We start from the raw sequence: 25,355 nt of genomic DNA, 5'->3' as shown, positions 1-25,355 counted from the left end.
TCACACCTCCTTCTCGGAATCGCCGCCGACCGTGGCGGGGGCCCGTTCGGCCACCGCGCGGCGGGCCCGCGGGCTCGGGGGTACCTGCAGATCCAACGGGGGCACCGGGAAGCTGCCGGGCGGCCGGGCGGCCAGCTGCTCCTCGAGGGAGACCTGCCGCGGCTTGCGGCTGGCCGGCCAGAACAGCGCGATCAGCAGGATGACGACCACGATGCCGCCGATCGACAGCCACTTGGCGCGCTCGGAGAGCTCGTTGTTGGCGACCTTGACGTAGGAGAGGAAGAGGATCCACACCAGGTTGACCGGGATGAGGACCTTCCAGCCGAGGCGCATGAACTGGTCGTACCGGATGCGGGGCAGGGTGGCCCGCAGCCAGATGAAGCCGAACAGCAGGATCAGCACCTTGACCAGCCACCAGATCAGTGCGAACCACCCGGAGTTGGCGCCGTGCCAGAACGCGGTGATCGGCCACGGCGCGCGCCAGCCGCCGAGGAACAGCGTGGTAGCGAACGCCGAGACGGTGATCATGTTGATGTACTCGGCCAGGTAGAACATCGCGAACTTGAACGACGAGTACTCGGTCTGGAAGCCGCCGACCAGCTCGGACTCACCCTCGGGCAGGTCGAACGGGGCCCGGTTGACCTCACCGACCGCCGAGATGCAGTAGATGACGAAGCTCGGGAACAGCAGCACCACGTACCAGCTCGGCGTGGTCAGGTCCATGCCGAGGAAGTGGAACGGGTTGCCCTCGGCCTGCGCCTTCACGATCTGCGAGGTGCTCATCGTGCCGGCGGTCATGAAGACCGCGACGATCGAGAGACCCATCGCGACCTCGTACGAGATCATCTGCGCGCTGGACCGCAGGCCACCGAGCAGCGGGTAGGTCGAGCCGGACGACCAGCCGGCCAGCACCACGCCGTACACGGCCATCGAAGAACAGGCCAGCAGCACCAGCACCGAGACCGGCACGTCGGTGAGCTGCAGCGCGGTCTTGTGGCCGAACATGCTGACCACACCGCCGAACGGGATCACCGAGAAGGCCGTGAACGCCACCGTCGCCGAGATCACCGGCGCGAGGAAGTAGACCAGCTTGTCCGCCGTCTTCGGGATGATCTCTTCCTTGAACGGCAGCTTCAGGCCGTCGGTGAGGCTCTGCAGCCATCCGTTCGGACCGACCTGGTTGGGGCCGGGCCGGACCGCCATCCGGGCCACGACCTTGCGCTCGTAGTTGATCGTGAACAGGGTGAGCAGCAAGAGGACCACGAAGACGCCGAGCAGCTTGATCAGCGTGATCCACCAGACGTCGTTCTCGAACGTCTGCAGGGTCGGGTCCTGAGCGTGGGCGAGGATCATGCGTTTGCCCCCTCCGCGAGGATCGGGCCTGCCACGCCGGCGCTGAGCCGGACGATCGCGCCCGAGGTGACGCCGAGGCTGCGACGCAGCGACGAGCCCGGCGAGTTGGTGGGAAGCCACACCACCTGCGGGGGCAGGTCGGTGATCGCGGCCGGCAGCGAGATGCCGCCCCGGTCGGTGCTGACGGTGATCACGTCACCCTCGGCCACCCCGAGCGACTCGGCCAGGTCCTTGCCGATCCGCGCGACCGGCGGCCGGGCCGTGCCCTTGAGCACGTCGTCGCCGTCGAGCAGCGAACCCTGGTCGATCAGGTGGTGCCAGGTGGCCAGGATCGCCTCGTTCGCACCCGGCTTCGGCAGCGTCGCCGCGGCGACCGTGGGCAGTGCCGGGCGGGCGGTCTTGCTCGGCGGCATGGCGCCCAGCTCGCGCCGGATCGCCATCACGTCGCCCGTGCCCAGCGAAATGCCTTTAGTCGCTTTTTGGGCGGTGGTGGGGTGGTTGGACGGGACCTCGAGCAGGGCGGCGATCGCCTCGAGCACGCGGCCGTCGGTCATCGCCGTGGTCGGCAGGACCGTGCCGAACGAGCGGAGCCGGCCCTCCCAGTCCATGAACGTGCCCGACTTCTCCTGGGCCGGGGCCACCGGGAGCACCACGTCGGCGCGGCGGGTGACCGCGCTGCCGCGGATCTCGAGGCTGACCACGAAGCCCACGTTGTCGAGGGCCTGCTCGGCCAGCCGCGGGTCGGCCAGGTCGCCGGGGTCCACGCCGCCGACCAGCAGGCCGCCGAGCGTGCCGTCGGCCGCCGCCGCGATGATCGCGTCGGTGTCCCGGCCCGGAGCGCTGGGCAGCGCGCCGGCCTCGACGCTCCACGCGAGCGAGAGCTCGGCGCGGGCGGCGGGGTCGGTGACCGGCCGGCCACCGGGCAGCAGGTTGGGCAGGCAGCCGGCGTCGACAGCGCCGCGGTCACCGGCCCGGCGCGGCACCCAGGCCAGCCGGGCGCCGGTGCGGGCGGCGAGCGCGGCCGCGGCCGAGAGACCGCCCGGCACGCCGGCGAGACGCTCGCCGACGATGAGCAGTGCGCCCGGCGTGCCGAGCGCCGCGGCCACCGCCGGGTCCTCGGCCAGCAGGGTGGCCTCCTCGCCCGGCGCCGCCGCGACGAGCGTCGCGCCGATCTTCGTGAGGCCGCGGGTCAGGAACGGCGCGACGGCCGTGACCCGCAGCTTGCGCTTGTTGACCGCCTTGCGCAGCCGCAGGAAGAGGATGGGGCACTCCTCCTCCGGCTCGAGGCCGACGATCACCGCGGCCGGGGCGTTCTCGACGTCCTCGTAGGTGACGTCGGAGAGGCCGCCGGCGACCGAGGCGGCCAGGAAGCCGGCCTCCTCGGCGCTGACCGGGCGGGCCCGGAAGTCGATGTCGTTGGTGCCGAGCGCGACCCGGGTGAACTTGGCGTACGCGTACGCGTCCTCCACCGTGAGCCGGCCGCCGGTGAGGACCCCGACGCCGCCGACGTTCCGGGCCGCCCGCAGTCCCTCGGCCGCCGCCAGCAGCGCCTCGCTCCAGGACGCCTCCCGCAGCTCGCCGGTCTTCGCGTCGCGGACCAGCGGATTCATGATCCGGTCGTTCGCGGTGGCGTACCGGAAGCCCCAGCGGCCCTTGTCGCAGTTCCACTCCTCGTTCACCGCCGGGTCGTCGCCGGCCAGGCGCCGCAGCACCTTGCCCCGGCGGTGGTCGGCGCGCATCGAGCAGCCGGCCGCGCAGTGCTCGCACGCCGTCGGCGTCGAGACCAGGTCGAACGGGCGGGCACGGAAGCGGTACTGCTCGCCGGTGAGCGCGCCCACCGGGCAGATCTGGATCGTGTTGCCGGAGAAGTACGAGTTGAAGGCGACGTCACCCTCACCCTCGCCGACCTGCCCGTCGCCGGTGCCCCGGCCGCCGAAGAAGTCGTCCCGGTACACGTTGATCTGCTCGCCCGAGGACCGGTCCATCAGGTCGATGAACTTGTCGCCGGCGATCTCCTCGGAGAACCGGGTGCAACGCTGGCACAGGATGCACCGCTCGCGGTCCAGGAGCACCTGGCTCGAGATGTGGATCGGCTTCTCGTACTCGCGCTTGTGCTCGTGGAACCGCGAGTCCACCCGGCCGTTCGACATCGCCTGGTTCTGCAGCGGGCACTCGCCGCCCTTGTCGCAGGTCGGGCAGTCGAGCGGGTGGTTGGCCAGCAGCAGCTCCATCACGCCGTGCTGGGCCTTGTCGGCCACCGGCGAGGTGAGCTGGGTCTTGACCACCATGCCCTCGGCCACCGCCTGAGTGCAGGAGGCGACCGGCTTGCGCTGACCCTCGATCTCGACCAGGCACTGACGGCAGGCGCCGGCCGGGGCGAGCAGCGGGTGGTCGCAGAACCGCGGAATGGCGACGCCCATCCGCTCGGCGACCCGGATGACCAGCTCGCCCTTCTCGGCGGTGACCTGAATCCCGTCGATGGTCAGGGTGACCTCGTCGGTCTTCTTGGCTATGTCTGTCATCAGTGAGCTCCAACCAGAGCCTTGGCCGACAGACGCGGCGCGGTGCGGCCCTCGATGTAGTCCAGGTAGTCCTGGCGGAAGAACTTCAGGGTCGAGATGACCGGGGTCGCCGCGCCGTCGCCGAGACCGCAGAAGGACCGGCCGAAGATGTTGTCGGCGGTGTCCTGCAGGGTGTCGAGGTCGGCGTAGGTGCCCTCGCCGGAGAGGATCCGCCGGTAGGTGCGGACCATCCAGTAGTTGCCCTCGCGGCACGGGGTGCACTTGCCGCACGACTCGTGGTGGTAGAACTCGAGCCACCGCCAGGTCGCGTAGACCGGGCAGTCCTGGTCGCTGAAGATCTGCATGGCCGTGGTGCCCAGGATCGAGCCCGCGGCCGCGACACCCTCGAAGTCCATCGCCGTGTCGATGTGCTCGGCCGTCAGCAGCGGCGTCGACGAGCCGCCCGGGGTCCAGAACTTCAGCTGGTGACCGGGCTTCATGCCGCCGGCCAGCTCGATCAGCTCGCGCAGCGTGATGCCGAGGCCGCACTCGTACTGACCGGGGTTGGCGATCCGGCCGGAGAGCGAGTAGATCATCGGGCCGGACGACTTCTCCGTGCCCATGCTCTTCCACCAGTCGGCGCCGCCGAGCACGATGTACGGCACCGAGGCGATGGTGCCCACGTTGTTGACCACCGTCGGGCTCGCGTACAGGCCGGCGATGGCCGGGAAGGGCGGGCGCAGCCGGGGCTGGCCGCGGAAGCCCTCCAGCGAGTCGAGCAGCGCGGTCTCCTCGCCGCAGATGTACGCGCCGGCGCCGCTGTGCACGACCAGGTCGAGGTCGAAGCCCGAGCCCAGGATGTTCGTGCCGAGGTAGCCCTTGGCGTACGCCTGCTTCACCGCGTTGCGCAGCCGGCGCGCGGCGTGCACCGCCTCGCCGCGGATGTAGATGAAGGCGCGGTTGGCCCGGATCGCGTACGAGGCGATGATCGCGCCCTCGATGAGCGAGTGCGGGTCGTAGGTCATCAGGGGCAGGTCCTTGCAGGTGCCCGGCTCCCCCTCGTCGGCGTTGATGACCAGGTAGTGCGGCTTGCCGTCGCCCTGCGGGATGAAGCCCCACTTCAGGCCGGTCGGGAAGCCGGCGCCGCCGCGGCCGCGCAGACCCGAGTCCTTCACCAGCTGGATCAGGTCGTCCGGGTGCACGTCGAGCGCCTTGCGCAGCGCCGCGTAGCCGTCCAACCGCTCGTAGACGTCGATCTGCCAGGCGTCCGGCGACAGCCAGCGCTTGGTCAGGACGGGGGTCAGCTTCTCGAGAACCTCACGCCGTGGCTGAGTCACTTCTGCTCCTGGTTACCGCGCGGCACGTTCTGCCATCCCGGGTTGGGATCGGGCTTCGTGGCGGCCGGCTCCTGCTCGGCGACGCCCTCGTCGACGATCGTCTCGCCGCGCTGGGTGTCCCCGGCCGGTTTGCCGTCGCCCGCCGTCTGGTTCGTCGCGACGCCGGCGGCCTCGGCCGGGTTCTCCGGCACCGGCGGGGTGGCCTGCGCGTCGCCGGTCTTGTCCGGCTCGCCCATGGTCGGGTTGCGCTGCTCGGCCGTACGCACCTCGGGGTCCTTGGCGTCCCCGGTGTCGGTCGGCTTGCCCGCGTTGTCGGTCGCCTGGGCGGCGGCCTTGGCGCCGCGCCGCTCCTCGACCTTCTCGGCCACGGCGCCGGCCGCGGCCTTGACCGCGCCGGTCACCTTCTCGGCGGCGGTGGCGACCCGGCCCTTGCTCTCGCGCTCGTTCTCCTCGCGGGGCGACGGCTTGGTCTTGGTGATCGGGGCGTCGAGGTTGAAGTTCGGCACCGCGATCCCGTGCTGCTGGGCCAGGGTGACGCCGCGCAGCGTGGGCGCGCCGGCCGGCCCGTCGGCGACCGCGCCCTCACGCTCGTCGGCGAACCCGGCCAGCTGGACCTGCATCTCCTTGAGCGAGCAGATCCGCGCGCCGCGGGACGGGGTCGGCCGCTCGCCCTTGCGCAGGCTCTCGGCCAGGGCGATCGCCGTGTCCGGGGTGGCCTCGTCGATGGCGAAGTCGTAGTTGACCGTCACCACCGGCGCGTAGTCGCAGGCCGCCAGGCACTCGGCGTGCTCGAGCGTGATCCGGCCGTCGGCGGTGGTCTCGTCGTGGCCGACGCCGAGGTGGTCGCTCAGCCGGTCGTAGACGTCCTGGCCGCCCATCATGTTGCACAGCGTGTTGGTGCAGACGCTGACCAGGTATTCGCCGGTCGGCCGCCGCTTGTACATCGTGTAGAAGGTGGCGACGGCGCCGACCTGGGCCTTGTTGATGCCCAGGACCTCGGCGCAGAACGCGACCCCGTCCGGGCTGACGTGGCCCTCCTCCGTCTGCACCAGGTGCAGCAGGGGCAGCAGCGCCGAGCGGCTGCGGCCTTCGGGGTAACGCGCGATGATCTCGAGCGCCGCGGGCAGCAGCTTCTCGGCGAGCGGGGCCGCCGCGGCAGAGAATTCGATAGTGGTATCGGACATTTAGCGGTCACACCCACCCATCACGGGGTCCAGAGACGCACCGCCGGCGATCACGTCGGCGAGCAGAGCGCCCTCGGCCATCGCCGAGATGGACTGCAGGTTCACGAAGCTGGGGTCGCGGTAGTGCACCCGGTAGGGATGCGTGCCGCCGTTGGACACCGCGTGCACGCCCAGCTCGCCGCGGGGGTGCTCGATGCCGACGTAGACCTGGCCCGGCGGAACCCGGAAGCCCTCGGTCACCAGCTTGAAGTGATGGATCAGCGACTCCATCGACTGGCCCATGATCTTCGCGACGTGCTCGAGCGAGTTGCCGAGGCCGTCGACGCCGAGCGCCAGCTGCGCCGGCCAGGCGATCTTCTTGTCCGAGATCCAGATCGGGCCCGGCTTGAGCCGGTCGAGCGTCTGCTCAATGATCTTGAGCGACTCCCGGATCTCGGCCAGCCGCACCTGGTAACGGCCCCAGACGTCGGCGGTCGTCGCGGTCGGCACGTCGAACTCGTACGTCTCGTAGCCGCAGTACGGCATGGTCTTGCGCAGGTCCCAGGCCAGGCCCGCGGACCGCAGCACCGGGCCGGTGACGCCGAGCGCCATGCAACCGGTGAGGTCGAGAACGGCGACGCCCTGCGTGCGCTGCTGCCAGATGATCTGGCCGGACAGCAGGCTCTCGTACTCCTTGAGCTTCTTCGGCAGGTACTTGAGGAAGTCGCGGATCTTGCGGATCGCCGACTCCGGAACGTCCTGGGAGAGGCCGCCCGGCCGGATGTACCCGTTGTTCATCCGCAGGCCCGAGGTCTCCTCGAAGATGTCGAGGATGTACTCGCGCTCCCGGAAGCCGTAGAGCATCATCGAGATCGCGCCGAGCTCCATGCCGGTCGTCGCCAGCCACACCAGGTGCGAGGCGATGCGCTGGAGCTCCATGAACATGACCCGGATGGTGGTCGCCCGCTCGGTGATCTGGTCCTCGATGCCGAGCAGCTTCTCCACCGCGAGGCAGTAACCGGCCTCGTTGAACATGTTGGACAGGTAGTCCATCCGGGTCACGAAGGTGACGCCCTGGGTCCAGTTGCGGTACTCGAGGTTCTTCTCGATTCCGGTGTGGAGGTACCCGACCACGGGACGGACCGCGGTGACCGTCTCGCCTTCCAGCTCCAACACCAGCCGGAGCACGCCGTGCGTCGACGGGTGCTGCGGACCGAGGTTGACCACGATCTTCTCGTTGCTGAGCGGATCGATGTTGTTGGTGATCGTGTCCCAGTCGCCGCCGGTGACCGTGAAGACCCGGCCCTCGGTGGTCTCGCGCTCGGTGGCGTATCCCGACTGTGTCATTGATAGACCCTCCGCTGGTCCGGCGGCGGAATTTCGGCGCCTTTGTACTCGACGGGCACGCCGCCGAGCGGGTAGTCCTTCCGCTGGGGGTGGCCCTCCCAGTCATCCGGCATCAGGATCCGGGTGAGGTTGGGGTGGCCGGTGAAGACGACGCCGAACATGTCGTACACCTCCCGCTCCTGCCAGTCGGCGGTCGGGTAGACGGCGGTCACGCTCGGCAGGGCGACGCCCTCCGCGACGGCTGCTTCGAGCCGGACCCGGCGGCGGTACGTCATCGAGGTCAGCTGGTACGAGACGTGGAACCGCCGGCTGTCGCTGCCCAGGTAGTCGACGGCGTCGACCGAGGAGCACAGCTCGAAGCGCAGCGCCTCGTCGTCCCGCATGATCTGGCAGACCTCGGCGATCCGCTCGGGCGCGATGTGCAGGGTCAGCTCGCCGCGGTCGACGACGACCTTCTCGATCGCGTCGGCGAAACCCGGGTAGGCCTCCTCCAGCGCGTCGGTGACCTCGTCGAAGTAGCTTCCGTACGGCTTCGGGCTCCCGACCACGTCGGGCTGCCGGCGAACGAGGCCGCCGAAGCCGGAGACGTCGCCGGTGCCGGTGATGCCGAACATGCCCTTCAGCGGGCTGGCCGGCGTCTGCGCCGGCGCGTCGATGTCGGCGCCGACCGGGTCGGAGTTGGCCGGCACGCCACCCGTGCTCTCGACGCTCACTTTCCGTCCTCCCGCAGGTGCGGCTGAAGCTTCATCCAGTTCTCGATGCGCAGCTGTTCCTCGCGGCCTTCCTTGACCGCCTGGGTCCACTCCGCACGCCGGACCTTGTCCACGCGGTACGACGACGGCATCGCGCCGGGGGCGACGACCGGGACCTTGCCGGCGGCCTTGCGGGCCTCGAGCATCTTGCGGCCGTTCGGGCCGAGCGGCTGGGCCATGACCTTCTCGCGCATCTTGAGGATGGCGTCGATCAGCATCTCCGGCCGCGGCGGGCAGCCGGGCAGATAGACGTCGACCGGGACGATGTGGTCCACGCCCTGCACGATCGCGTAGTTGTTGAACATGCCGCCGGACGAGGCGCACACGCCCATCGAGATGACCGAGCGGGGCTCGGGCATCTGGTCGTAGATCTGGCGGACGACCGGGGCCATCTTCTGGCTCACCCGGCCCGCGACGATCATGAGGTCGGCCTGGCGGGGCGAGGCCCGGAAGACCTCCATGCCCCAGCGGCCGAGGTCGTAGTGCGGGCCGCCGGCCGCCATCATCTCGATCGCGCAGCACGCCAGGCCGAACGTGGCGCCCCAGAACGACGACTTACGGGCCCAGTCGGAGAGCTTCTCGACGGACGTCAGCAGGATGCCTGCGGGCAGTTTCTCTTCGATTCCCATGTCGAATCAGTCCCAGTTGAGGCCGCCGCGCCGCCACACGTACGTGTAGGCGATGAAGACGGTGACGATGAACAGGACCATCTCCACGAAGCCGAAAACGCCCAGCGCATTGAACGAGACGGCCCACGGGTACAGGAAGATGGTTTCGATGTCGAAGACGATGAAGAGCATCGCGGTCAGGTAGAACTTCACCGGGAACCGGCCGCCGCCGATCGGCTGCGGCGCCGGCTCGATGCCGCATTCGTACGCGTCGAGCTTCGCGCGGTTGTAGCGGTGCGGGCCGACGATCGGCGCGATCGACACCGAGAACAACGCGAAGAGCGCGCCCAGGATCATCAGCCCGACGATCGGGACGTAAGGGTTGATCGTCATTGTGTCTCCAGCTGCTCCGTTAGCCGCTTCACACTATTAATCCGATTCAGCGGTGCCGCGACCGGGGTACGCCTGCTTCTCATACGGCCGGTGCCACCTTGCTGAGGCCATTGATGATCCGGTCCATGGCGTCGCCGCCGCGGGGATCGGTCAGGTTGGCCAGCAGCTTCAGCACGAACCGCATCAGCGTCGGGTGCGGCATGCCGTGCTTGGTCGCGATGCGCATGATCTGCGGGTTCCCGATCAACTTCACGAATACCCCACCGAGGCGGTAGTAGCCACCGAATCGCAGGCTGAGCTCGTCGGGGTAGGCGCGGAGAGCGCGTTCACGGTCGGCGCCCGCGGGCCGGGCGAGCGCCTGCACGGCCACCTCCGCCGCCAGCTCGCCGGACTCCATCGCGTACGCGATGCCCTCGCCGTTCATCGGGTTCACCATGCCGCCGGAGTCGCCGACCAGCATCATGCCCCGCGTGTAGTGCGGCACCCGGTTGAAGCCCATCGGCAGGGCGGCGCCGAGGATCGGGCCGTCGGCGTTGGTCTCGTCGCGCATGCCCCAGTCGGCGGGGGTGCCGGCCAGCCAGTCGGTGAGCATCGCGCGGTAGTTGGTCTTGCCGAAGGCGCTCGACGAGTTGAGGATGCCGAGCCCGACGTTGACCCGGCCGTCGCCCAGACCGAAGATCCAGCCGTAGCCGGGCAGCAGCTTGTCGCGGTCGCTCGCGCTGCGCAGCTCGAGCCAGGACTCGAGGTAGTCGTCGTCGGCGCGCACCGGCGAGTGGTAGTAGCGCCGGACCGCGACGCCGATCGGCCGGTCGTCGCGCTTGGCCAGGCCCATGGCCAGCGGCAGCTTGCCGGAGACGCCGTCGGCGGCGATGACCAGGGGCGCGCGGAACTCGACCGGCTCCTTCGCCGCGCCGACCTTGGCCGCGACGCCGATCGCCCGGCCGTCCTCGTCGAGCACCGGGCCGGTCACGTTCACGCCGGTGCGCAGCAGAGCCCCGGCCTCGACCGCCCGCTTGGCCAGCATGTCGTCGAAGTCGAGCCGGGTGCGGACCAGGCCGTAGTTCGGAAAGCTGGCGAGGTCGGGCCAGTCCAGCTCGAGCCGGACGCCGCCGCCGATCACCCGCAGGCCCTTGTTCTGCAGCCAGCCGGCCTTCTCCGAGGTGTCGATGCCCATCCGGACGAGCTGGCGAACGGCGCGCGGAGTCAGACCGTCACCGCAGACCTTCTCCCGCGGGAAATCGGTCTTCTCCAGCAGCAGGACCCGCAGCCCGTGCCGCGCCATGTGGTAGGCCGCCGCCGAGCCCCCAGGCCCGGCGCCGACCACTATTACGTCGGCTTCGTCGCCTATTGGGTTGTGCACGGCACACCTCCGTCTCGTGCGGGCTCGTGAAACAGTTCACAAGCACGCCCAGATCGGAGTCTAAGACGGCCATCGAAGCTCGTTCGGGTTAGGCAACCCTAACTGTTTCGCGCCGGTGAAATGCCCGATCCGCTATCTGTCAAGGCCCGCTCCGCTCCATCGGGCTGGTCTTGATCCAGGTATTCCCGAAACGTACCGCCCATGGCGCGGTCGAGTGCGACGATCAGCTCATCTACTAGGTCCTGAGCCAGTTCCGGGTCCTGGGCGGCCACCATCCGGATCCGGGCGGCAAGCTCCATGCCGCGTCGTTCGCCCGCTTCACTGTCGTCGATGGCGATGTCGATATCGGTGTCCTCTAGATGCCCGAAGGTAGTCATGGGCGCAGCAAAACACCGATTCGCGATCGCCGCGGCGAAACGCCCGATTTACACCCGAGTAGCGCGATGTAGGGCGACGACTCCCCCGGTGAGGTTGCGCCAGCCGACCCGGGTCCAGGGGCCGGCCGCGCTGATCCGGCCGGCGAGGGACTCCTGGTCGGGCCAGGCACGGATGGACTCGGCCAGATAGACGTACGCGTCCGGGTTGCTGGAGACCCCGCGCGCCACCACCGGCAGCGACCGCATCAGGTACTGCATGTAGACGGTCCGGAAGGCGGGGTTGACCGGGCTGCTGAACTCGCACACCACCAGCCGCCCGCCCGGCCGCGTGACCCGGCCCAGCTCGCGCAGCGCCCCGTCGGTGTCGACCACGTTGCGCAGGGCGAAGGAGATCGTCACCGCGTCGAACGTGCCGTCCGCGAACGGCAGCCGCAGCGCGTCCCCGGCCAGCAGCGGCACCTCCGGACGCACCGCCCGGCCGGCCCGCAGCATGCCGATCGACAGGTCGGCGCCGACCGCGAACGCGCCCGAGCGGGACAGCTCGTCGGTCGAGATGCCGGTGCCGGCGCCGACGTCGAGAACCCGCTCGCCCGGCCGCAGCCCCAGCGCCGCACGGGTGGCCCGCCGCCATCCCCGGTCCTGGCCGAAGGAGAGCACGGTGTTGGTCAGGTCGTACCGCTTGGCCACGCCGTCGAACATCTCGGCGACCTCGTGCGGCTGCTTGTCCAGGTCTGCGCGCGTCACACTGGTGACTCTCTCACCCCGGGAAACAGATCGGGCGGGATGGTCGCCCATCCCGCCCGCTCCTTGTGCGTTATGTAAACGACCGCAATCGGTCGGGTCCGCGGCCGTCAAGCTGCAGCTTGACGTTCCAAGGAAGTTCTCAGACTTACGCGAGGAACGTAACCAGCGGGACCGGAGGGGGTACAGAGGTTCACCGGCCTCGTTACGAAGTGGCAATCAGCCCCACGCCGGTCAACCGACCCGTACCTGTCCGAACGGTCGATCGCGACCCCCCGAATGGGGCTCGTTACTTGGCCTCCACCAGCGGGAGCGACTTCCGGCCGGCGCCACCCTCGGGCATCGCGATCGACGAGAAGTGCGAGACCACGCGCTCGTCGGTCGGGTCGTCGGCATCGGTGCGGTGCACGGCGAGGTGGCGGTAGAGGGTGTCGCGCTGGGCCGGGATGCGGTCGGCGGTCCTGATCATCCAGATCAGCTCGTGCAGGTTCGACCGGTGGCGGGCGCCGGCCGAGGAGATCACGTTCTCCTCGAGCATGATCGAGCCGAGGTCGTCGACGCCGAGGTGCAGCGAGAGCTGGCCGACGTCCTTGCCGGTGGTCAGCCACGACGCCTGCAGGTGCGCCACGTTGTCGAAGAACAGCCGGGACACCGCGATGAAGCGCAGGTACTCGATGGTGCTGGCCTGCGTGCGGCCCTTGAGGTGGTTGTTCTCCGGCTGGTAGGTCCAGGGAATGAAAGCCCGGAAACCTCCGACGTCGTGCGAGGTCTCGACCGCATCGTCGCGGTAGCCGTTGGCCACGGCCAGATCCTGTACGTCGCGGATCATCCGGATGTGCTCGATGCGCTCGGCGTTGGTCTCCCCCGTGCCCATCATCATCGTGGCGGTCGAGGACAGCCCGTTCCGGTGGGCGACGGCCATCACCTCGAGCCAGCGGGCGCCGCTCTCCTTGAGCGGGGCGATCGCCGTGCGCGGCCGATCGGGCAGCATCTCGGCCCCGGCACCGGCGATCGAGTCGAGACCGGCCGCCTTGATCCGCAGGACCGCCTCCTCGATCGAGACGCCGGAGACCTTGGCCATGTGCAGGATCTCGCTGGGCCCGATCGAGTGGATCGCGAGCTGCGGGTACGCCTTCTTGACCCCCGAGAACAGCTCCTCGTAGTACTCCACGCCGTAGTCCGGGTGGTGACCGCCCTGGAGCATCACCTGGGTGGCGCCGAGGTCGACCGCCTCGCCGCACCGCCGAAGGATCTCCTCCATCGGGTGCGACCAGCCCTCGCCGTGCTTGGGCGCGCGGTAGAAGGCGCAGAACTTGCAGGCGGTGACGCACACGTTCGTGTAGTTGATGTTGCGGTCGATCAGGTATGTGACGATGCCGTCCGGATACCGCCGGCGGCGCACCGCGTCGGCGGCCTCGCCGAGCGCGTGGAAGGGCGCGTCCGTGTAGAGCAGCAGCGCCTCCTCGGGCGTGATGCGCCCGCCGTCCGCGCCGCGCTGCAGGATGCTGTCGATTTCCGGGTTCGCCGTCACGACACGAAGATTACGTCCCCGGTTCGGCGGACGACAGCGGCGCGGGTCACGGTCGTACTCTCGATGCCGTCGTTTCTGGGGGTGGGTGTGCTCGTCGTTCAGGGGTCGTGGCTGCCGGGCCGGCTGGCCTTGTGGGCCGAGGGGGATTCGTCCCTGGGCCCGGAGGTCGTCACGCTCCGGCTGCCCGGCACCGCGCGCGGACCGGCGCCGTCCCCGGAGAGCGGCGTCGAGCCGCCCAAGCGGGTCAGCCTGCGCTCCTATCCGGTGCCGGCCCTGGTGGTCGGCGGTCAGCAGGCGCTGGCCACGCTGGGCGACCTGGACGAGGAGTGGATGCCCGCCGCCTCCGTGCGCTACCTGCAGCTGCTGGCCGGCTTCGCCTGCGACCTGGCCCGGCGCGGCCGCCTGCTGCCGCAGCTGGTGCTCGAGGCGGGCGTGCCCACCGCCCGCTGGCGGCCGGTGCTCACCGGCGCCGACGCCGCCACCTACCGCGACTTCGCCGCCGCCATGCCGCCGGTCGTGCGGGCGGCCGGCGCCGGGGTCGGGCGCACGCTGCGCGACGCCCTCGACGCGCTGGTCGACGCCTCGGCCCGAGCGGTGATGCCGGAGCGGCTTCTGCACGGGCACCGGGCCGGGCCCCAGGCGCCGCTGCCCGACCGCTGGATCGCGGCGCTGACGGCCGCCGACCCGGCCCTGCCGGGCAGCCGGCCCGAGGAGGTGCGCGAGCTCGGCGCCGCCCTCGGCGACTGGCTGCGGGCGGCCCACGAGGCGAACGGGCCGGTCCGGGTCAGCTTCCGGCTGATCGAGCCGCAGCCGGGCACGGACGCGTGGGCGCTCGAGTTCGCCCTGCAGTCGGCCGAGGACCCGAGCCTGTGGCTGCCGGCCGCCGACGTCTGGGAGGGCGCCCGCTTCCCCGGCCTGCCGCCGCGGCCGGACGAGACGCTGCTGGCCGGCCTGGGCCGGGCGGTCCGGCTCTTCCCGCTGCTGCACGTGGCCCTGATCGACCAGCGGCCGGCCGGGCTGGAGCTGACCACCGGCGAGGCGCACGACTTCCTGCGCCAGGCCGCTCCCCTGCTGCAGGCGGCCGGCTTCGGGGTGCAGCTGCCGGCCTGGGCCGGGCGCAAGGCGGTCGGGCTCAAGCTCACCACCCGCTCGAAGTCGTCGTCGCCGAAGAGCCGGGCGGTGGCGGCCTCCGGCTTCGGGCTCGACCAGCTCGTCGACTTCCGGGTCGACCTGGTCATCGGCGACGGCGTGGTGAGCGCCGAGGAGCTGGCCGAGCTGGCCCGGCTCAAGGTGCCGCTGGTGCGCGTGCGGGGGCAGTGGGTCGAGCTCGACGACCGGCAGCTCGAGGCGGCCCTGAAGGCGGTGGGCCGGGCCCGTGAGGGCGAGCTGACCGCGGGCGAGGTGCTGCAGCAGGTCATCGACGGCGGCGAGGAGGACCTGCCGCTGGTCGAGGTCGACGCCGACGGGATGCTCGGCGACCTGCTCTCCGGCCAGGCGGCCGAGCGGCTCGAGCCGCTGCCGACCCCGGCCGGCTTCCGGGGCGCGCTCCGGCCGTACCAGGAACGGGGTTTGTCCTGGCTGCACTTCCTCTCCCGCCTCGGGTTGGGCGGGATCCTGGCCGACGACATGGGCCTCGGCAAGACCGCGCAGACGCTATCGCTGCTGTTGACCGACCGGTCGGGGCCGACCCTGCTCATCTGTCCTATGTCGCTGGTGAGCAACTGGCAGAAGGAAGCGGCCCGGTTCGCGCCCGACCTGCGGGTTTATGTCCATCATGGAGGCGCGCGCCGCCGCGACGGCATCGACGACGCCGATCTGGTCATCACCACGTACGGCACGGCGGTCCGTGATCTGTCCACTTTGTCGCAGATCTCGTGGGAGCGCGTGGTCTGCGACGAGGCGCAGGCCATCAAGAACAGCGGAACCCGCCAATCCCAAGCCGTCCGGGCGGTCAAGGCGCGGACCCGGATCGCGTTGACCGGAACCCCGGTGGAGAACCATCTCGCCGAGCTCTGGTCCATCATGGACTTCGTCAACCCGGGCCTGCTCGGTCCGGCGAAACGGTTCCGCCGCCGGTTCCAGGAGCCGATCGAGGTCCGGCAGGACGAGGACGCGGCGGCCGCGCTGAAGCGGGCGACCGGCCCGTTCGTGCTGCGCCGCCTCAAGACCGACAAGACCATCATCTCGGACCTCCCGGAGAAGAATGAGATGAAGGTGTGGTGCACGCTCACCCCCGAGCAGGCCACCCTCTACCAGGCCGTGGTCGAGGACATGATGGCCACGATCGAGAACAGCGAGGGCATCGAGCGCCGCGGGAACGTGCTGGCCGCCATGACCAAGCTCAAGCAGGTCTGCAACCACCCGGCCCACCTGCTCAAGGACGGCTCGCGGCTGCCGTCGCGCTCGGGCAAGCTGGCCCGGCTCGAGGAGCTGGCCGAGGAGATCGTCGAGGACGGCGACAAGGCCCTGGTCTTCACCCAGTACTCGGAGTGGGGGTCGCTGCTGCAGCCGTACCTGGCCGCCCATCTCGACCGCCCGGTGCTGTGGCTCCACGGTGGACTTTCCAAGGCCAAGCGGGACGAGCTGGTCGACCGCTTCCAGAACGACGACGAGCCGATGTTCTTCCTGCTTTCGCTCAAGGCGGCCGGCACGGGCTTGAACCTCACCGCCGCGAACCATGTCGTCCACTTCGACCGGTGGTGGAACCCGGCGGTCGAGGACCAGGCCACCGACCGGGCATTCCGCATTGGACAGCGGCGCGACGTGCAGGTCCGGAAGTTCATCTGCACCGGCACGCTGGAGGAGAAGATCGACGCCATGATCGAGCGGAAGAAGGCGCTCGCGTCGTCGGTGGTCGGCACCGGCGAGGACTGGATAACCGACCTCAGCACCGACCAGCTGCGTGACTTGTTCTCTTTGGACAGTGGGGCGGTGCGCTGACATGCCGGTCGATCCCGAGGGCCGATGGTTCGAGACCGCCAAGCCAATCGCGGTCGACGGCGGCATCGCGGTGCGCGCGAAGCGCGGCAAGATCGGCGAGCAGTGGTGGTCGCGGCGCTTCGTCGACGTGCTGGAACGCGTCTGCGACGGCGGGCGGCTGGCTCGCGGGCGGGCCTACGCCCGCAAGGGCCAGGTGATGGACTTCCAGCTCTCGGCGGGGCGGGTCACCGCTCGGGTGCAGGGTTCCCGTCCGCAGCCGTACGCGGTGGAGATCGCGATCGCGGCGTTCGACGACCCACAGTGGACTGCGCTGTTGTCGGCCCTGGGAAGTCGCGCCCTCTACCGCGCCGCGCTGCTGGCCGGCGAGATGCCGCGCGAGATCATCGAGCTGTTCGACGAGCAGGGACTGCCGCTCTTCCCCGACCGTCTCGACATCCGGTGCAGCTGTCCGGATTGGAGCGTGCCCTGCAAGCACGGCTCGGCGGTGCTCTACGTGCTGGCCGAGGCGTTCGACGACGACCCGTTCCTGGTGCTGGCCTGGCGCGGGCGCGACCGGGACACGCTGCTGGCGGCCCTGCGCGGCACGCCGGAGCCGGTCGAGGAGGTGGATCCGCTGGCGGTGGAGGAGTCTCCGCTGGAGGACCACGTGGCCGACTTCTACTCCCCCGGCATCAGCCTGAGCCGGTTGCGGGAACGGCCACCGCGCGTCACCACGCCGCCCGAGCTGCTGCTGCGGGCGCTCGATCCGCCGCCGGTCAAGGTGCGGCACATCCCGCTCACCGATCTGCTGCGCCCGGCGTACCGCGATCTGGCGGAGCCGCCGTCCACTGCGGACGGCGACTCCTGATCCGGATCAGCCCTGGCGCCACTTCTGGTTGGACGAGCCGGCGCAGTCCCACAGCTGGAGCTTCGCGCCGTCGTTCGGGTTGACGTCGACGATGTCGACGCACCTGTTGGCCTGCGGGTTCACCAGGTCACCCGCGGAGCTCAGGGTGAACTTCTGCGCCCCGGTGCCGTTGCAGGTCCAGAGCTGGATGGCCGCGCCGTTGGCGGTCGAGCCGCTCGCGACGTCCATGCACTTGCCGCTCGGGCTGACCAGCGCGCCGCCGCTGAACGACCACTTCTGCGCGTTGGTGCCGTTGCAGCCCCACATCTGCAGCCGGGCGCCGTCCACGAAGTTCGAGCTCGGCACGTCGATGCACTTGTTGTTGAGCGAGCTGATCAGCGCGGAGCCGGTGCTGGGCGGGGGCGTGGTGCCGCCGCCTCCGCTGAACGGCGACAGGATGATGCCGGCGGAACGGGGATCGCCGTCGTTGACCAGGGACTCGAAGTTACCCACGTCGTCGAACGCGAACGCGTACGCCTTGCCGTCGGTCATGTTGGCGTGGATCGTCTTCGCGTACACGTTGGTGGGGTTGTTCTTGTAGAAGTCGGCGGCGTTGGTGCTCGGCTGGGTGTCGATGGTGCCGAGCGTGCCCCGGTTGAGGGCGGCACACAGCGTACGCGAGATCGGGCCCACCACCAGGTCGTTCGGCGCCGGGAGATCGCCGTCGCAGCCCCAGACGCTGGCCGACGAGGGCCGGTTGAACGACGCCACCTGGGCGCCCGAGGAGTTCGTGAAGGTCATGGTGTTGCCGGACGTGCGGCCGAAGTACTTGGTGTTCGGCTGGTCGGCGAACGGCACGACGGTCAAGGTCTTGCTGGTGTACGCGTTCCAGGCGCTCGCGATGTACGAGTCGAGGTAGTTGCTCGCCAGCGCGCCGGTACCGGCCGCCTTGCCCGGCGACAGCACGCGCAGCACCGTGCCGTCCGACCGGGTGTAGACCGTGTTGGCCCACCCGGAGGTGCCCTTGATCGTGTTGATCACGTTGGTCCGGCCGTTCGCGACCAGGTCGCCGGTGCGCTTGGTGACGCCCGCGCTGTTGGTCACGGTGACCGCGTGCGGCACCGCGAACATGTCCACCTGCGAGCTGTTCAGCCACAGGCCGGAGTCGTTGTAGGTGAACTCGCTCCAGTCGAACAGGATGTTCTGGTTGGCGTCGCCGGCCGCCCACGGCGCGGGCTGCACGAGGCCGTCCGGGGTGAGGAAGAACTTGAGCTTCTCGCCGAGCGAGAAGTAGACCCGGCCGGAGAAGCCGCGCGGGAAGTTGATCGTGGTGCTGCCGCCGTTGCCGGCGCCCGCGATCGAGACGTCGGGCGCGGGCGAGGGCGGGATCTGGCCGCCGCTCCACGCCGTGAAGGTGCCGGCCTGGTTGACGTAGCCGAGCCGGCCGGAGCTCAGCTGGACGCCGATGACGTACAGGTAGACCGCGTCACCGCGGCCGGTCTGGTTGGCGACGGTTACCGGCAGGAGGTTGGGGCCGACGGCCTGAGCGGCCGGGGGGCTGATGGCGGCCGCGATGGGGATCGCTACGGCCAGGGCGGCGAGAGCGCGGAGGACACGCACCGGGGGATACCTCATTTCGTTCTCGTTGTTAACTGAGAGCGCTCTCACAATCTCGGGTTTGTTAACAACGTGTGTCAATAGATGAGTACGTATGTCCGGCGGCCTTGTATCGAACGGGCATAGGGTTCGAACCATGAGTGACATGAGCTACCGCCGGCTGGGCACCTCCGGCCTGGTCGTCTCCGTGGTCGGGATCGGCTGCAACAACTTCGGCCGCAAGCTCGACGCGGACGGCACCCGCGAGGTCGTCGACGCGGCGATCGACGCCGGGATCACCCTTTTCGACACCGCCGACATCTACGGCACTCCGCACGGCAGCTCCGAGGAATGCCTGGGTGCGGCCCTGAAGGGCCGGCGCGACGAGGTGATCGTGGCCACCAAGTTCGGCATGAACATGGAGGGCCTGAACGGCAACGACTTCGGCGCCCGGGGCGCGCGGCGCTACATCGTCCGGGCGGTGGAGGCCTCGCTGCGGCGACTGGAGACCGACTACATCGATCTCTACCAGATGCACGAGCCCGACCCCGCCACCCCGATCGACGAGACGCTGGCCGCCCTCGACGACCTGGTCCGTTCGGGCAAGGTCCGCTACCTGGGCAACTCGAACTTCGCCGGCTGGCAGATCGCCGACGCCGACTGGACCGCCCGGGCCGCCGGCCGGACCCCGTTCATCAGCGCCCAGAACCGCTACAGCCTGCTCCAGCGCGACGTCGAGCAGGAGGTCGTGCCGGCCTGCGAGCAGTTCGGGCTGGGCTTGCTGCCGTTCTTCCCGCTCGACTCCGGGCTGCTCAGCGGCAAGTACCGCCGCGGCGAGGCCCCGGCGTCGGGAACGCGGCTCTCGCTTTCGCGCTACCAGCGGGTTCTCGAGGGCGCCGACTGGGACCGGATCGAGGCGTTGACCGCTTTCGGCGCCGCGCGCGGCCACAGCCTGCTCGAGGTGGCGATCGCCGGGTTGGCCGCCCGCCCGGCGGTGACCAGCGTGATCGCGGGCGCGACCACGGCCGAGCAGGTGGCCGCGAACGCCGCGGCGGCGAGCTGGCAGCTGAGCGCGGAGGACCTGGCCGCCCTCGATGAGGTGCTTGCCTAGACCTCGGCGAAGATCGGGCCGTCGGCGGGCAGCGGCGGCACCTCGCCGCGGAGGGCGGCCCGGCGGGCGAACTCGCGCAACCCCGCGACCTGCCGCTCGCCGAGCGAGAAGTCGAGCGCCCGGAAGTAGTTGGCGAGCGTCGCGGCGTCGAAGGGCTCCCAGCGGGCCGCGGCGGCCGCGGCCTCGTCGAGCTCGCCCAGGCACAGGTCGCGCGAGCGCTGAAATGCCTCGTGCACGTCCTTGACGGCGCCGGGGTGGGCGGCCGCGTAGTCCTTGCGGACGGCCCAGACCGCGAAGACCATCGGCAGGCCGGTCCACTCCCGCCAGGCCTGGCCCAGGTCGGTCACCTCGAGGCCGAGACGAGGAGCCTCGTACATGGCGCGCAGGGCGGGGTCGCCGATCAGCACGCCGGCGTCCGCCTCCATCAGCATCTGGGTCAGCTCGGGCGGGCAGCGGAAGTACTCGGGCTCGGCCTGGTAGCGCTCGGCGAGCAGCATCTGGGCCAGCAGCACGCCGGTGCGCGAGGTCGAGCCGAGCGCGACCGGGCGGCCGTCGAGCGAAGCCAGCGGCCGGGTCGAGATCAGGTTGACCGAGAGGACCGGCCCGTCGCTGCCGACCGCCAGGTTGGGCAGCAGGAGCAGCTCGTCGGCGTGGCGCAGGTACTCGACCAGGGTGATCGGGCCGATGTCGAGGTCGCCGGCGACCAGGTCGGCGCTCAGCTTGTCGGGCGTGTCCTTGCGCAGGTCGACGTCGAGCAGCGCGCCGGACCGCATCAGCCCCCAGTAGATCGGGAGACAGTTCAGGAACTGGATGTGCCCGACCCGGGGCCGACCGGCGCTGTCGCTCATGACTCCGACGCTATCCCGACCAGTGGACGCTCCGCCTGCGGGTGGACCCGAGGGTGGCTCACATCGCAGTGTGCGCTCTCCCGCCGTACCACCGGCATCGCCAGCAGGCAGGTGAGCAGGCCGGTCGCGCCGGCCGCGGCCACCAGCAGCCGCGGGTCGAAGTGCTCGACCAGCGGGCCGGCCACCGTCAGGCCGAGCAGGGCCGCGGTCTGAACGACGGCGCTGAGCGCGGCGAACGCCCGGCCGTGCGACTCGGCGGGGGCGCGGCCGGCCACGATCACCATGACGAAGACGTTGATGCCGCCGTTGCAGATGCCGCCGAGCACCCAGAGCGGGATCAGCCAGCCCGCGCCGGAGACCGCGGCGCCGGCGAGGATCGGCGCGCACGAGCCGGCGACCAGCGCCAACAGTGTCGGTACGGTGATCAGGCGCCGCGGGAAGCGACCGAACCCGATGCTCCCGATCAGCATGCCGACGGCCCACGACGCGCTGACGAACCCGTAGAGCGTGGTCGAGGCGTGCAGGGTGTCCCGGATGAAGAAGACGTCGAAGACGTTGATCGCGTTCGCCCCGGCGATCGTCACCGCCAGCGAGCCGATCATCACGGTGAGGACCCGGTCGTCGCGCACCCGGAAGGCGGGGGCCGGGGCCGACTCGGCGGCGGGAGCGGGACGCCGGCGGGTGCGGACCGCGAAGCCGGCGACGACCAGGGCCAGATAGCTGGCCGCGTCGAGCAGCAGCGGCAGTCGGCTGCCGGTCTGTCCGACCAGGATGCCGGCCAGCGCCGGGGCGACCAGGGCGCCGATCACGCCCGCGGTCTGGGTGAGCCCGCTCGCCTTGGCCAGATCGTCGGGGCGGACCATGCGCGGGATCAGCGCCGACAGCGTCGGCTGGGTGATCGCCAGCCCGCAGGAGAGCAGCCCGACCAGCGCGATGATCGCGACCGGCCGGCTGACGAAGGCGAGCGCCAGGCAGATCAGGGACTGCGCGAGGCCGGCCGCGATCAGCACGACCCGGCTGTCGGCCCGGTCGGCGATGCGCCCGGCGATCGGCGCGAGCAGCGCCAGCGGCAGGCTCGCCGCGACCAGCAGGCCGGACACCGCGAGGCCGCCGTGCCCGGCCTGCTGCAGCACCAGCGCGAGGGTGGTCGCCGCCAGGAAGTCGCCGCAGACGGAGACGGCCCGGGTCCCGGCAACGACGTAGACGTCGGCCCAACGCGAATCACCAGATGTGAAGGACATACTTCGAAAGTAATCCTTCACATCTGGTCGCACAAGTCTCGGCTGAGGTCAGTCCTCCGGAATCGCCGCGTAACTCACCGAGACCCGCCGCGCGCCCTCCGGCGCCTCGTCCTGTCGATCTCTCATCCGGTACGGGTCGGTCAGCTCACGAATACGCTGGTTGAGCTCCTTCAGCTCGTCGGCGGTCAGCAGCAGCCGCTGCCCCATGATCGCGCTCGCCTCGGCCCACTCCCGCGGCTCGTCGCCCTGCTTGGCGATCCAGTTCCGCATCCGGTCGAGGTCGCGGTTGAGATAGAGGTCGACCAGGGCCTGCGTGGCCGCCCGCACCCCCGGCTGCTCGAAGTCGGCATCGATCCGCAGCCCGGTGCTGGAGGTGCTGCGCCAGACCCGCTCACGCCCGTCCCCCCGGCTCGGCGCCTGCTCGACCAGCCCGTACTTGGCCAGCTCGCGCAGGTGGTAGCTGGTGGCGCTGGGCGACAGCCCGACCATGCCCGCGACCTCCGTTGCGGTGACCACCGCCCCGGTGTCGTTGAGGTACTCCACGATCTCGATCCGCGCGGGATGCGCCAGCGCCCGCATCACCCGCGGGTCGCTGACCCGAATCCCGTCACTGCCGGCACGCCCCTCAGCCATGCCCCCATTCTCACCGACGCCCACCGGGCGAATAATCGGTGGACAGCGGGTGACCAGGGCGTAGGGTTGAGGGCCGCTTGACGGCCGTGGTGAGCATGCACCGCAGCGGACGTCCTCACGCGCCGGGTGCCGGCCGGACGGTCCCGGATACGCGAGCTGCCCGCACAGCCTGTCTCGAGGATGGACCGTGTCTTCATTCGACCTGGACACCGAGCTCTCCGCCGAACGTGACCACCTCCGCGAATCGCGGGCCGCGCTGGCTCGTATGCGGGGGCGGGCCGAGGCGCTCTACTCCGCCGGATCCGAGGTGGCCGGCGACCCGTACGGCGCCGAGGCCCTGGGCCGCACGCTCTCCCGCCGGGTGGCCGAGCTGGCCGACGACCCGACCACGCCGCTGTTCTTCGGGCGGCTCGACATCGACGACGCGAACTACTACGTGGGTCGCCGGCACGTCACCGACGACGCCGGGGAGCCGATGGTGCTCGACTGGCGGGCGCCGCTCTCGCGGTCGTTCTACCGGGCCAGCGTGCGCGATCCACAGGGGGTCGCGACCCGCCGCCGGTTCGGCTTCGTCAAGGGGGAGCTGACCAGCTTCGAGGACGAGCATCTCGACCGCGGCGAGGAGCTGGGCACCCGGAGCCGCATCCTGACCGCCGAGATCGAGCGTCCCCGCGTCGGGCCCATGCGCGACATCGTGGCCACCATTCAACCCGAGCAGGATGAGCTCGTACGCGCGGAGCTCGCCGACTCGATCTGCGTGCAGGGCGCCCCGGGCACCGGCAAGACCGCCGTCGGGCTGCACCGGGCGGCCTACCTGCTCTACCTGCACCGCGAGCGACTGCGCCGTTCGGGGGTGCTCATCGTCGGGCCGAACACGGCCTTCCTCTCGTACATCTCGGCCGTCCTGCCCGCCCTCGGCGAGGTCGAGGTGCAGCAGGCAACCGTGGACACGCTGATCGGCCGGCATCCGGTGCGCGCCACCGACAGCGAGGCCGCGACGCTGGTCAAGCACGACGTGCGGATGGCCGAGGTGCTGCGGAAGGCGCTGTGGAGCCGGCTCGCGAAGCCGACCGAGCCGATCATGGTCTCGGACGGTTCCTATCGCTGGCGGATCGACCCCGAGCCGCTGCGGCGGATCGTCGACGAGGCGAGGCGCGAGGGATTGCCCTATGCGGTCGGCCGGGAACGCGTACGGGCGCGGGTGGTCGGGTTGTTGCAGCGGCAGTCGGAGTACCGGACGGGTAACTCACCGAGCGAGACGTGGCTGCGGAAGATGAGCAAGGTCGCGCCGGTGACCGAGTTCCTGGACGCCGCGTGGCCGGCGGTGACGCCCGAGGCGCTGGTCGTAGAAGTACTGACGAACCCGGAGAGCTCGGACTTGAGTCCGGAAGAACAGGACGCGATCCGCTGGGAAAAGCCCCCGAAAACGGTTAAGGCAGCGAAATTCAGCAGCGCCGATCTCGTGCTCGTCGACGAGGCGAGCGGACTGCTCGAGCGCGAGTCCAGCTTCGGTCACGTCGTCGTGGACGAGGCGCAGGACCTCTCACCCATGCAGGCCCGAGCGATCGCCCGGCGCAGCGAGCACGGCTCGATCACGCTGCTCGGCGACCTCGCGCAGGGCACCGCGCCGTGGGCCGCCGCCGACTGGCGCCACACTCTCGGCCACCTGGGCAAGCCCGAGGCGAAGGTGGTTCCGCTGACCGTCGGCTTCCGCGTCCCGGCCGCCGTGGTCGAGCTGGCCAACCGCCTCCTACCGGCCCTGGCGGTGGACGTGCCCGAGGCCGTCTCGCTGCGCCGCGACGGCGACCTGGCGATCATTCCGGTCGGGGACGCGAACGAGCTCGACGCCGAGACGCTGGTCGAGGTCACGGCCGCGCTCGAGCACGAGGGCTCGGTCGCGGTGATCGCCGCCGATGCCGCGGTGGACCGGCTGCGCGCGCACCTCACGGCGGCGCGGATCGAGCACGCGACGCCGGACGACATCGACTCCGAGGCGCGCGTCCAGGTGGTGCCGGCGACGGTCGCCAAGGGCCTCGAGTACGACCATGTGATCGTCCACGAGCCGGCCGACATCGTCGATGCCGAGGCCCGTGGGCTCAACCGCCTCTATGTGGTGCTCACCCGGGCCGTGTCGCGCCTTTCGGTCGTACACGCGAAGCCCCTGCCCGCCGCTCTCAGCCCGGCAGCGGCTTGACCCACCGGGACCACTCACCCTGGCGGCGGTAGCCGCCGGCCGACCACACACCGTGCGCCGACGTGTTGTCGTCCAGCACCATCGCGTCGGCCCGGGTCCCGCCAAACACGCGGAACCGCTCCTCGGCCGCGTCGATCAGCAGCCGCCCGATACCCTGCCGGCGCCGGCCGGGCGCCACCGCGAGCCGGTAGAGGTGGCACCGCCAGCCGTCCCAGCCGGCGATCACCGTGCCCACGATCTCGTCACCGTCCACGGCCACCAGCAGCGCGTCCGGGTCGCGCAGGTGGAGCGCGGCCAGGGCGGCGCGGGAGTCGGGCGGCCGGTTCCCGTTCTCCGCGGCGGTGCTCCAGAAGGACAGGACGGCGTCGAGGTCGTCGACGACGGCGGGTCGGATCATCACCCGGGAAAGACTAGAGCCCGTCGCTTATCGCCGGGATAGTCGTGCTTGCCGGGGTGGCCGCATCGGCCTATCGACGGGGTGCGGGTCGTCGGTTCAGCTAGAA

21 protein-coding genes are annotated in these 25,355 nt (G+C 70.5%); 4 read left to right on the top strand and 17 right to left on the bottom strand.

The annotated features are described in order from the left end of the window. From nuoH to mqnC, 12 genes are all read right to left on the bottom strand, one after another. The gene (gene nuoH / locus ACQP2F_RS01420) at positions 1-1,353 is read right to left on the bottom strand and encodes an NADH-quinone oxidoreductase subunit NuoH (protein ID WP_433299878.1); all 1,353 of its coding nucleotides are present in this window, start codon (positions 1,351-1,353) and stop codon (positions 1-3) included. Further along, the gene (locus tag ACQP2F_RS01415; protein WP_433299877.1) at positions 1,350-3,875 is read right to left on the bottom strand and encodes an NADH-quinone oxidoreductase subunit G; all 2,526 of its coding nucleotides are present in this window, start codon (positions 3,873-3,875) and stop codon (positions 1,350-1,352) included. The genes nuoH and ACQP2F_RS01415 overlap by 4 nt, the downstream gene beginning before the upstream one ends. Continuing rightward, on the bottom strand, positions 3,875-5,191 hold the full coding sequence (gene nuoF, locus ACQP2F_RS01410; protein WP_433299876.1) for an NADH-quinone oxidoreductase subunit NuoF: 1,317 nt from the start codon (positions 5,189-5,191) through the stop codon (positions 3,875-3,877). The genes ACQP2F_RS01415 and nuoF overlap by 1 nt, the downstream gene beginning before the upstream one ends. Further along, positions 5,188-6,375 (bottom strand): NADH-quinone oxidoreductase subunit NuoE, encoded by a 1,188-nt coding sequence (gene nuoE / locus ACQP2F_RS01405; protein ID WP_433299875.1) that lies wholly within the window; start codon positions 6,373-6,375, stop codon positions 5,188-5,190. The genes nuoF and nuoE overlap by 4 nt, the downstream gene beginning before the upstream one ends. Then, positions 6,376-7,701: an NADH-quinone oxidoreductase subunit D gene (locus ACQP2F_RS01400; RefSeq protein WP_433299874.1), complete on the bottom strand. Its 1,326-nt coding sequence runs from the start codon at positions 7,699-7,701 to the stop codon at positions 6,376-6,378. Next, positions 7,698-8,414 (bottom strand): NADH-quinone oxidoreductase subunit C, encoded by a 717-nt coding sequence (locus tag ACQP2F_RS01395; RefSeq protein ID WP_433299873.1) that lies wholly within the window; start codon positions 8,412-8,414, stop codon positions 7,698-7,700. Before ACQP2F_RS01395 ends, ACQP2F_RS01400 begins: the two co-directional genes overlap by 4 nt. Continuing rightward, positions 8,411-9,082 carry a NuoB/complex I 20 kDa subunit family protein gene (locus ACQP2F_RS01390; RefSeq protein ID WP_433299872.1) on the bottom strand — a complete coding sequence of 224 codons (672 nt, stop codon included), beginning with the start codon at positions 9,080-9,082 and terminating at the stop codon, positions 8,411-8,413. Before ACQP2F_RS01390 ends, ACQP2F_RS01395 begins: the two co-directional genes overlap by 4 nt. Positions 9,083-9,088: 6 nt before the next feature. Next, on the bottom strand, positions 9,089-9,454 hold the full coding sequence (locus ACQP2F_RS01385; RefSeq protein WP_433299871.1) for an NADH-quinone oxidoreductase subunit A: 366 nt from the start codon (positions 9,452-9,454) through the stop codon (positions 9,089-9,091). 79 nt (positions 9,455-9,533) lie between these two features. Next, positions 9,534-10,814: a geranylgeranyl reductase family protein gene (locus tag ACQP2F_RS01380; protein WP_433299870.1), complete on the bottom strand. Its 1,281-nt coding sequence runs from the start codon at positions 10,812-10,814 to the stop codon at positions 9,534-9,536. A gap of 98 nt (positions 10,815-10,912) precedes the next feature. Continuing rightward, on the bottom strand, positions 10,913-11,191 hold the full coding sequence (locus ACQP2F_RS01375) for a hypothetical protein (RefSeq protein ID WP_433299869.1): 279 nt from the start codon (positions 11,189-11,191) through the stop codon (positions 10,913-10,915). A gap of 48 nt (positions 11,192-11,239) precedes the next feature. Continuing rightward, on the bottom strand, positions 11,240-11,986 hold the full coding sequence (locus ACQP2F_RS01370; RefSeq protein WP_433299868.1) for a demethylmenaquinone methyltransferase: 747 nt from the start codon (positions 11,984-11,986) through the stop codon (positions 11,240-11,242). A gap of 235 nt (positions 11,987-12,221) precedes the next feature. Continuing rightward, a complete protein-coding gene (mqnC, locus tag ACQP2F_RS01365) occupies positions 12,222-13,463 on the bottom strand; it encodes a cyclic dehypoxanthinyl futalosine synthase (protein WP_433299867.1) in 1,242 nt (413 codons plus the stop codon). 63 nt (positions 13,464-13,526) lie between these two features. On the opposite strand from mqnC, the gene ACQP2F_RS01360 reads away from it, so the two are divergent. Further along, positions 13,527-16,403 (top strand): DEAD/DEAH box helicase, encoded by a 2,877-nt coding sequence (locus ACQP2F_RS01360; RefSeq protein ID WP_433299866.1) that lies wholly within the window; start codon positions 13,527-13,529, stop codon positions 16,401-16,403. 1 nt (position 16,404) lies between these two features. After that, a complete protein-coding gene (locus ACQP2F_RS01355) occupies positions 16,405-17,250 on the top strand; it encodes an SWIM zinc finger family protein (protein WP_433299865.1) in 846 nt (281 codons plus the stop codon). Positions 17,251-17,256: 6 nt separating this feature from the next. Here ACQP2F_RS01355 and ACQP2F_RS01350 read toward each other — a convergent pair whose 3' ends face one another. Next, the gene (locus ACQP2F_RS01350) at positions 17,257-18,864 is read right to left on the bottom strand and encodes a beta-1,3-glucanase family protein (protein ID WP_433299864.1); all 1,608 of its coding nucleotides are present in this window, start codon (positions 18,862-18,864) and stop codon (positions 17,257-17,259) included. A 118-nt stretch (positions 18,865-18,982) separates the two neighbouring features. Here ACQP2F_RS01350 and ACQP2F_RS01345 point away from each other — a divergent pair, with 118 nt between their 5' ends. After that, positions 18,983-19,936 carry an aldo/keto reductase gene (locus tag ACQP2F_RS01345; RefSeq protein WP_433299863.1) on the top strand — a complete coding sequence of 318 codons (954 nt, stop codon included), beginning with the start codon at positions 18,983-18,985 and terminating at the stop codon, positions 19,934-19,936. Here ACQP2F_RS01345 and ACQP2F_RS01340 read toward each other — a convergent pair. From ACQP2F_RS01340 to ACQP2F_RS01330, 3 genes are read right to left on the bottom strand one after another with little or no spacing between them, the layout of a single operon-like run. After that, on the bottom strand, positions 19,933-20,784 hold the full coding sequence (locus ACQP2F_RS01340; protein WP_433299862.1) for a menaquinone biosynthetic enzyme MqnA/MqnD family protein: 852 nt from the start codon (positions 20,782-20,784) through the stop codon (positions 19,933-19,935). The two genes, ACQP2F_RS01345 and ACQP2F_RS01340, sit on opposite strands and share 4 nt — an antisense overlap. After that, positions 20,781-22,025: an MFS transporter gene (locus tag ACQP2F_RS01335; RefSeq protein ID WP_433299861.1), complete on the bottom strand. Its 1,245-nt coding sequence runs from the start codon at positions 22,023-22,025 to the stop codon at positions 20,781-20,783. The genes ACQP2F_RS01340 and ACQP2F_RS01335 overlap by 4 nt, the downstream gene beginning before the upstream one ends. Before the next feature lie 48 nt (positions 22,026-22,073). Continuing rightward, positions 22,074-22,658, bottom strand: coding sequence for an ArsR/SmtB family transcription factor (locus ACQP2F_RS01330; RefSeq protein ID WP_433299860.1), 585 nt, complete (start codon positions 22,656-22,658; stop codon positions 22,074-22,076). A gap of 187 nt (positions 22,659-22,845) precedes the next feature. On the opposite strand from ACQP2F_RS01330, the gene ACQP2F_RS01325 reads away from it, so the two are divergent. Then, positions 22,846-24,852 (top strand): HelD family protein, encoded by a 2,007-nt coding sequence (locus tag ACQP2F_RS01325; protein ID WP_433299859.1) that lies wholly within the window; start codon positions 22,846-22,848, stop codon positions 24,850-24,852. Here the strand turns inward: ACQP2F_RS01325 and ACQP2F_RS01320 are convergent. Next, positions 24,833-25,249: a GNAT family N-acetyltransferase gene (locus tag ACQP2F_RS01320; protein ID WP_433307293.1), complete on the bottom strand. Its 417-nt coding sequence runs from the start codon at positions 25,247-25,249 to the stop codon at positions 24,833-24,835. The genes ACQP2F_RS01325 and ACQP2F_RS01320 overlap by 20 nt on opposite strands. Positions 25,250-25,355 lie beyond the last annotated feature (106 nt).

It is taken from the genome of Actinoplanes sp. CA-030573 (genome assembly GCF_050951115.1).
Taxonomy (GTDB): Bacteria; Actinomycetota; Actinomycetes; order Mycobacteriales; family Micromonosporaceae; genus Actinoplanes.
Note: the sequence above shows the minus strand (reverse complement) of the source record. Positions and strands in the feature narration are given on the sequence as shown.

Coding starts and splice junctions, on each gene's coding strand:
- ACQP2F_RS01320 (WP_433307293.1), bottom strand. CDS start 25,249: ATGATCCGACCCGCCGTCGTCGACGACCTCGACGCCGTCCTGTCCTTC.
- ACQP2F_RS01335 (WP_433299861.1), bottom strand. CDS start 22,025: ATGTCCTTCACATCTGGTGATTCGCGTTGGGCCGACGTCTACGTCGTT.
- ACQP2F_RS01400 (WP_433299874.1), bottom strand. CDS start 7,701: ATGACACAGTCGGGATACGCCACCGAGCGCGAGACCACCGAGGGCCGG.
- nuoE (WP_433299875.1), bottom strand. CDS start 6,375: ATGTCCGATACCACTATCGAATTCTCTGCCGCGGCGGCCCCGCTCGCC.
- ACQP2F_RS01340 (WP_433299862.1), bottom strand. CDS start 20,784: ATGAGCGACAGCGCCGGTCGGCCCCGGGTCGGGCACATCCAGTTCCTG.
- ACQP2F_RS01330 (WP_433299860.1), bottom strand. CDS start 22,658: ATGGCTGAGGGGCGTGCCGGCAGTGACGGGATTCGGGTCAGCGACCCG.
- ACQP2F_RS01375 (WP_433299869.1), bottom strand. CDS start 11,191: ATGACTACCTTCGGGCATCTAGAGGACACCGATATCGACATCGCCATC.
- ACQP2F_RS01355 (WP_433299865.1), top strand. CDS start 16,405: ATGCCGGTCGATCCCGAGGGCCGATGGTTCGAGACCGCCAAGCCAATC.
- ACQP2F_RS01350 (WP_433299864.1), bottom strand. CDS start 18,864: ATGAGGTATCCCCCGGTGCGTGTCCTCCGCGCTCTCGCCGCCCTGGCC.
- nuoH (WP_433299878.1), bottom strand. CDS start 1,353: ATGATCCTCGCCCACGCTCAGGACCCGACCCTGCAGACGTTCGAGAAC.
- ACQP2F_RS01415 (WP_433299877.1), bottom strand. CDS start 3,875: ATGACAGACATAGCCAAGAAGACCGACGAGGTCACCCTGACCATCGAC.
- ACQP2F_RS01390 (WP_433299872.1), bottom strand. CDS start 9,082: ATGGGAATCGAAGAGAAACTGCCCGCAGGCATCCTGCTGACGTCCGTC.
- ACQP2F_RS01360 (WP_433299866.1), top strand. CDS start 13,527: ATGCCGTCGTTTCTGGGGGTGGGTGTGCTCGTCGTTCAGGGGTCGTGG.
- ACQP2F_RS01345 (WP_433299863.1), top strand. CDS start 18,983: ATGAGTGACATGAGCTACCGCCGGCTGGGCACCTCCGGCCTGGTCGTC.
- ACQP2F_RS01385 (WP_433299871.1), bottom strand. CDS start 9,454: ATGACGATCAACCCTTACGTCCCGATCGTCGGGCTGATGATCCTGGGC.
- ACQP2F_RS01370 (WP_433299868.1), bottom strand. CDS start 11,986: ATGGGCGACCATCCCGCCCGATCTGTTTCCCGGGGTGAGAGAGTCACC.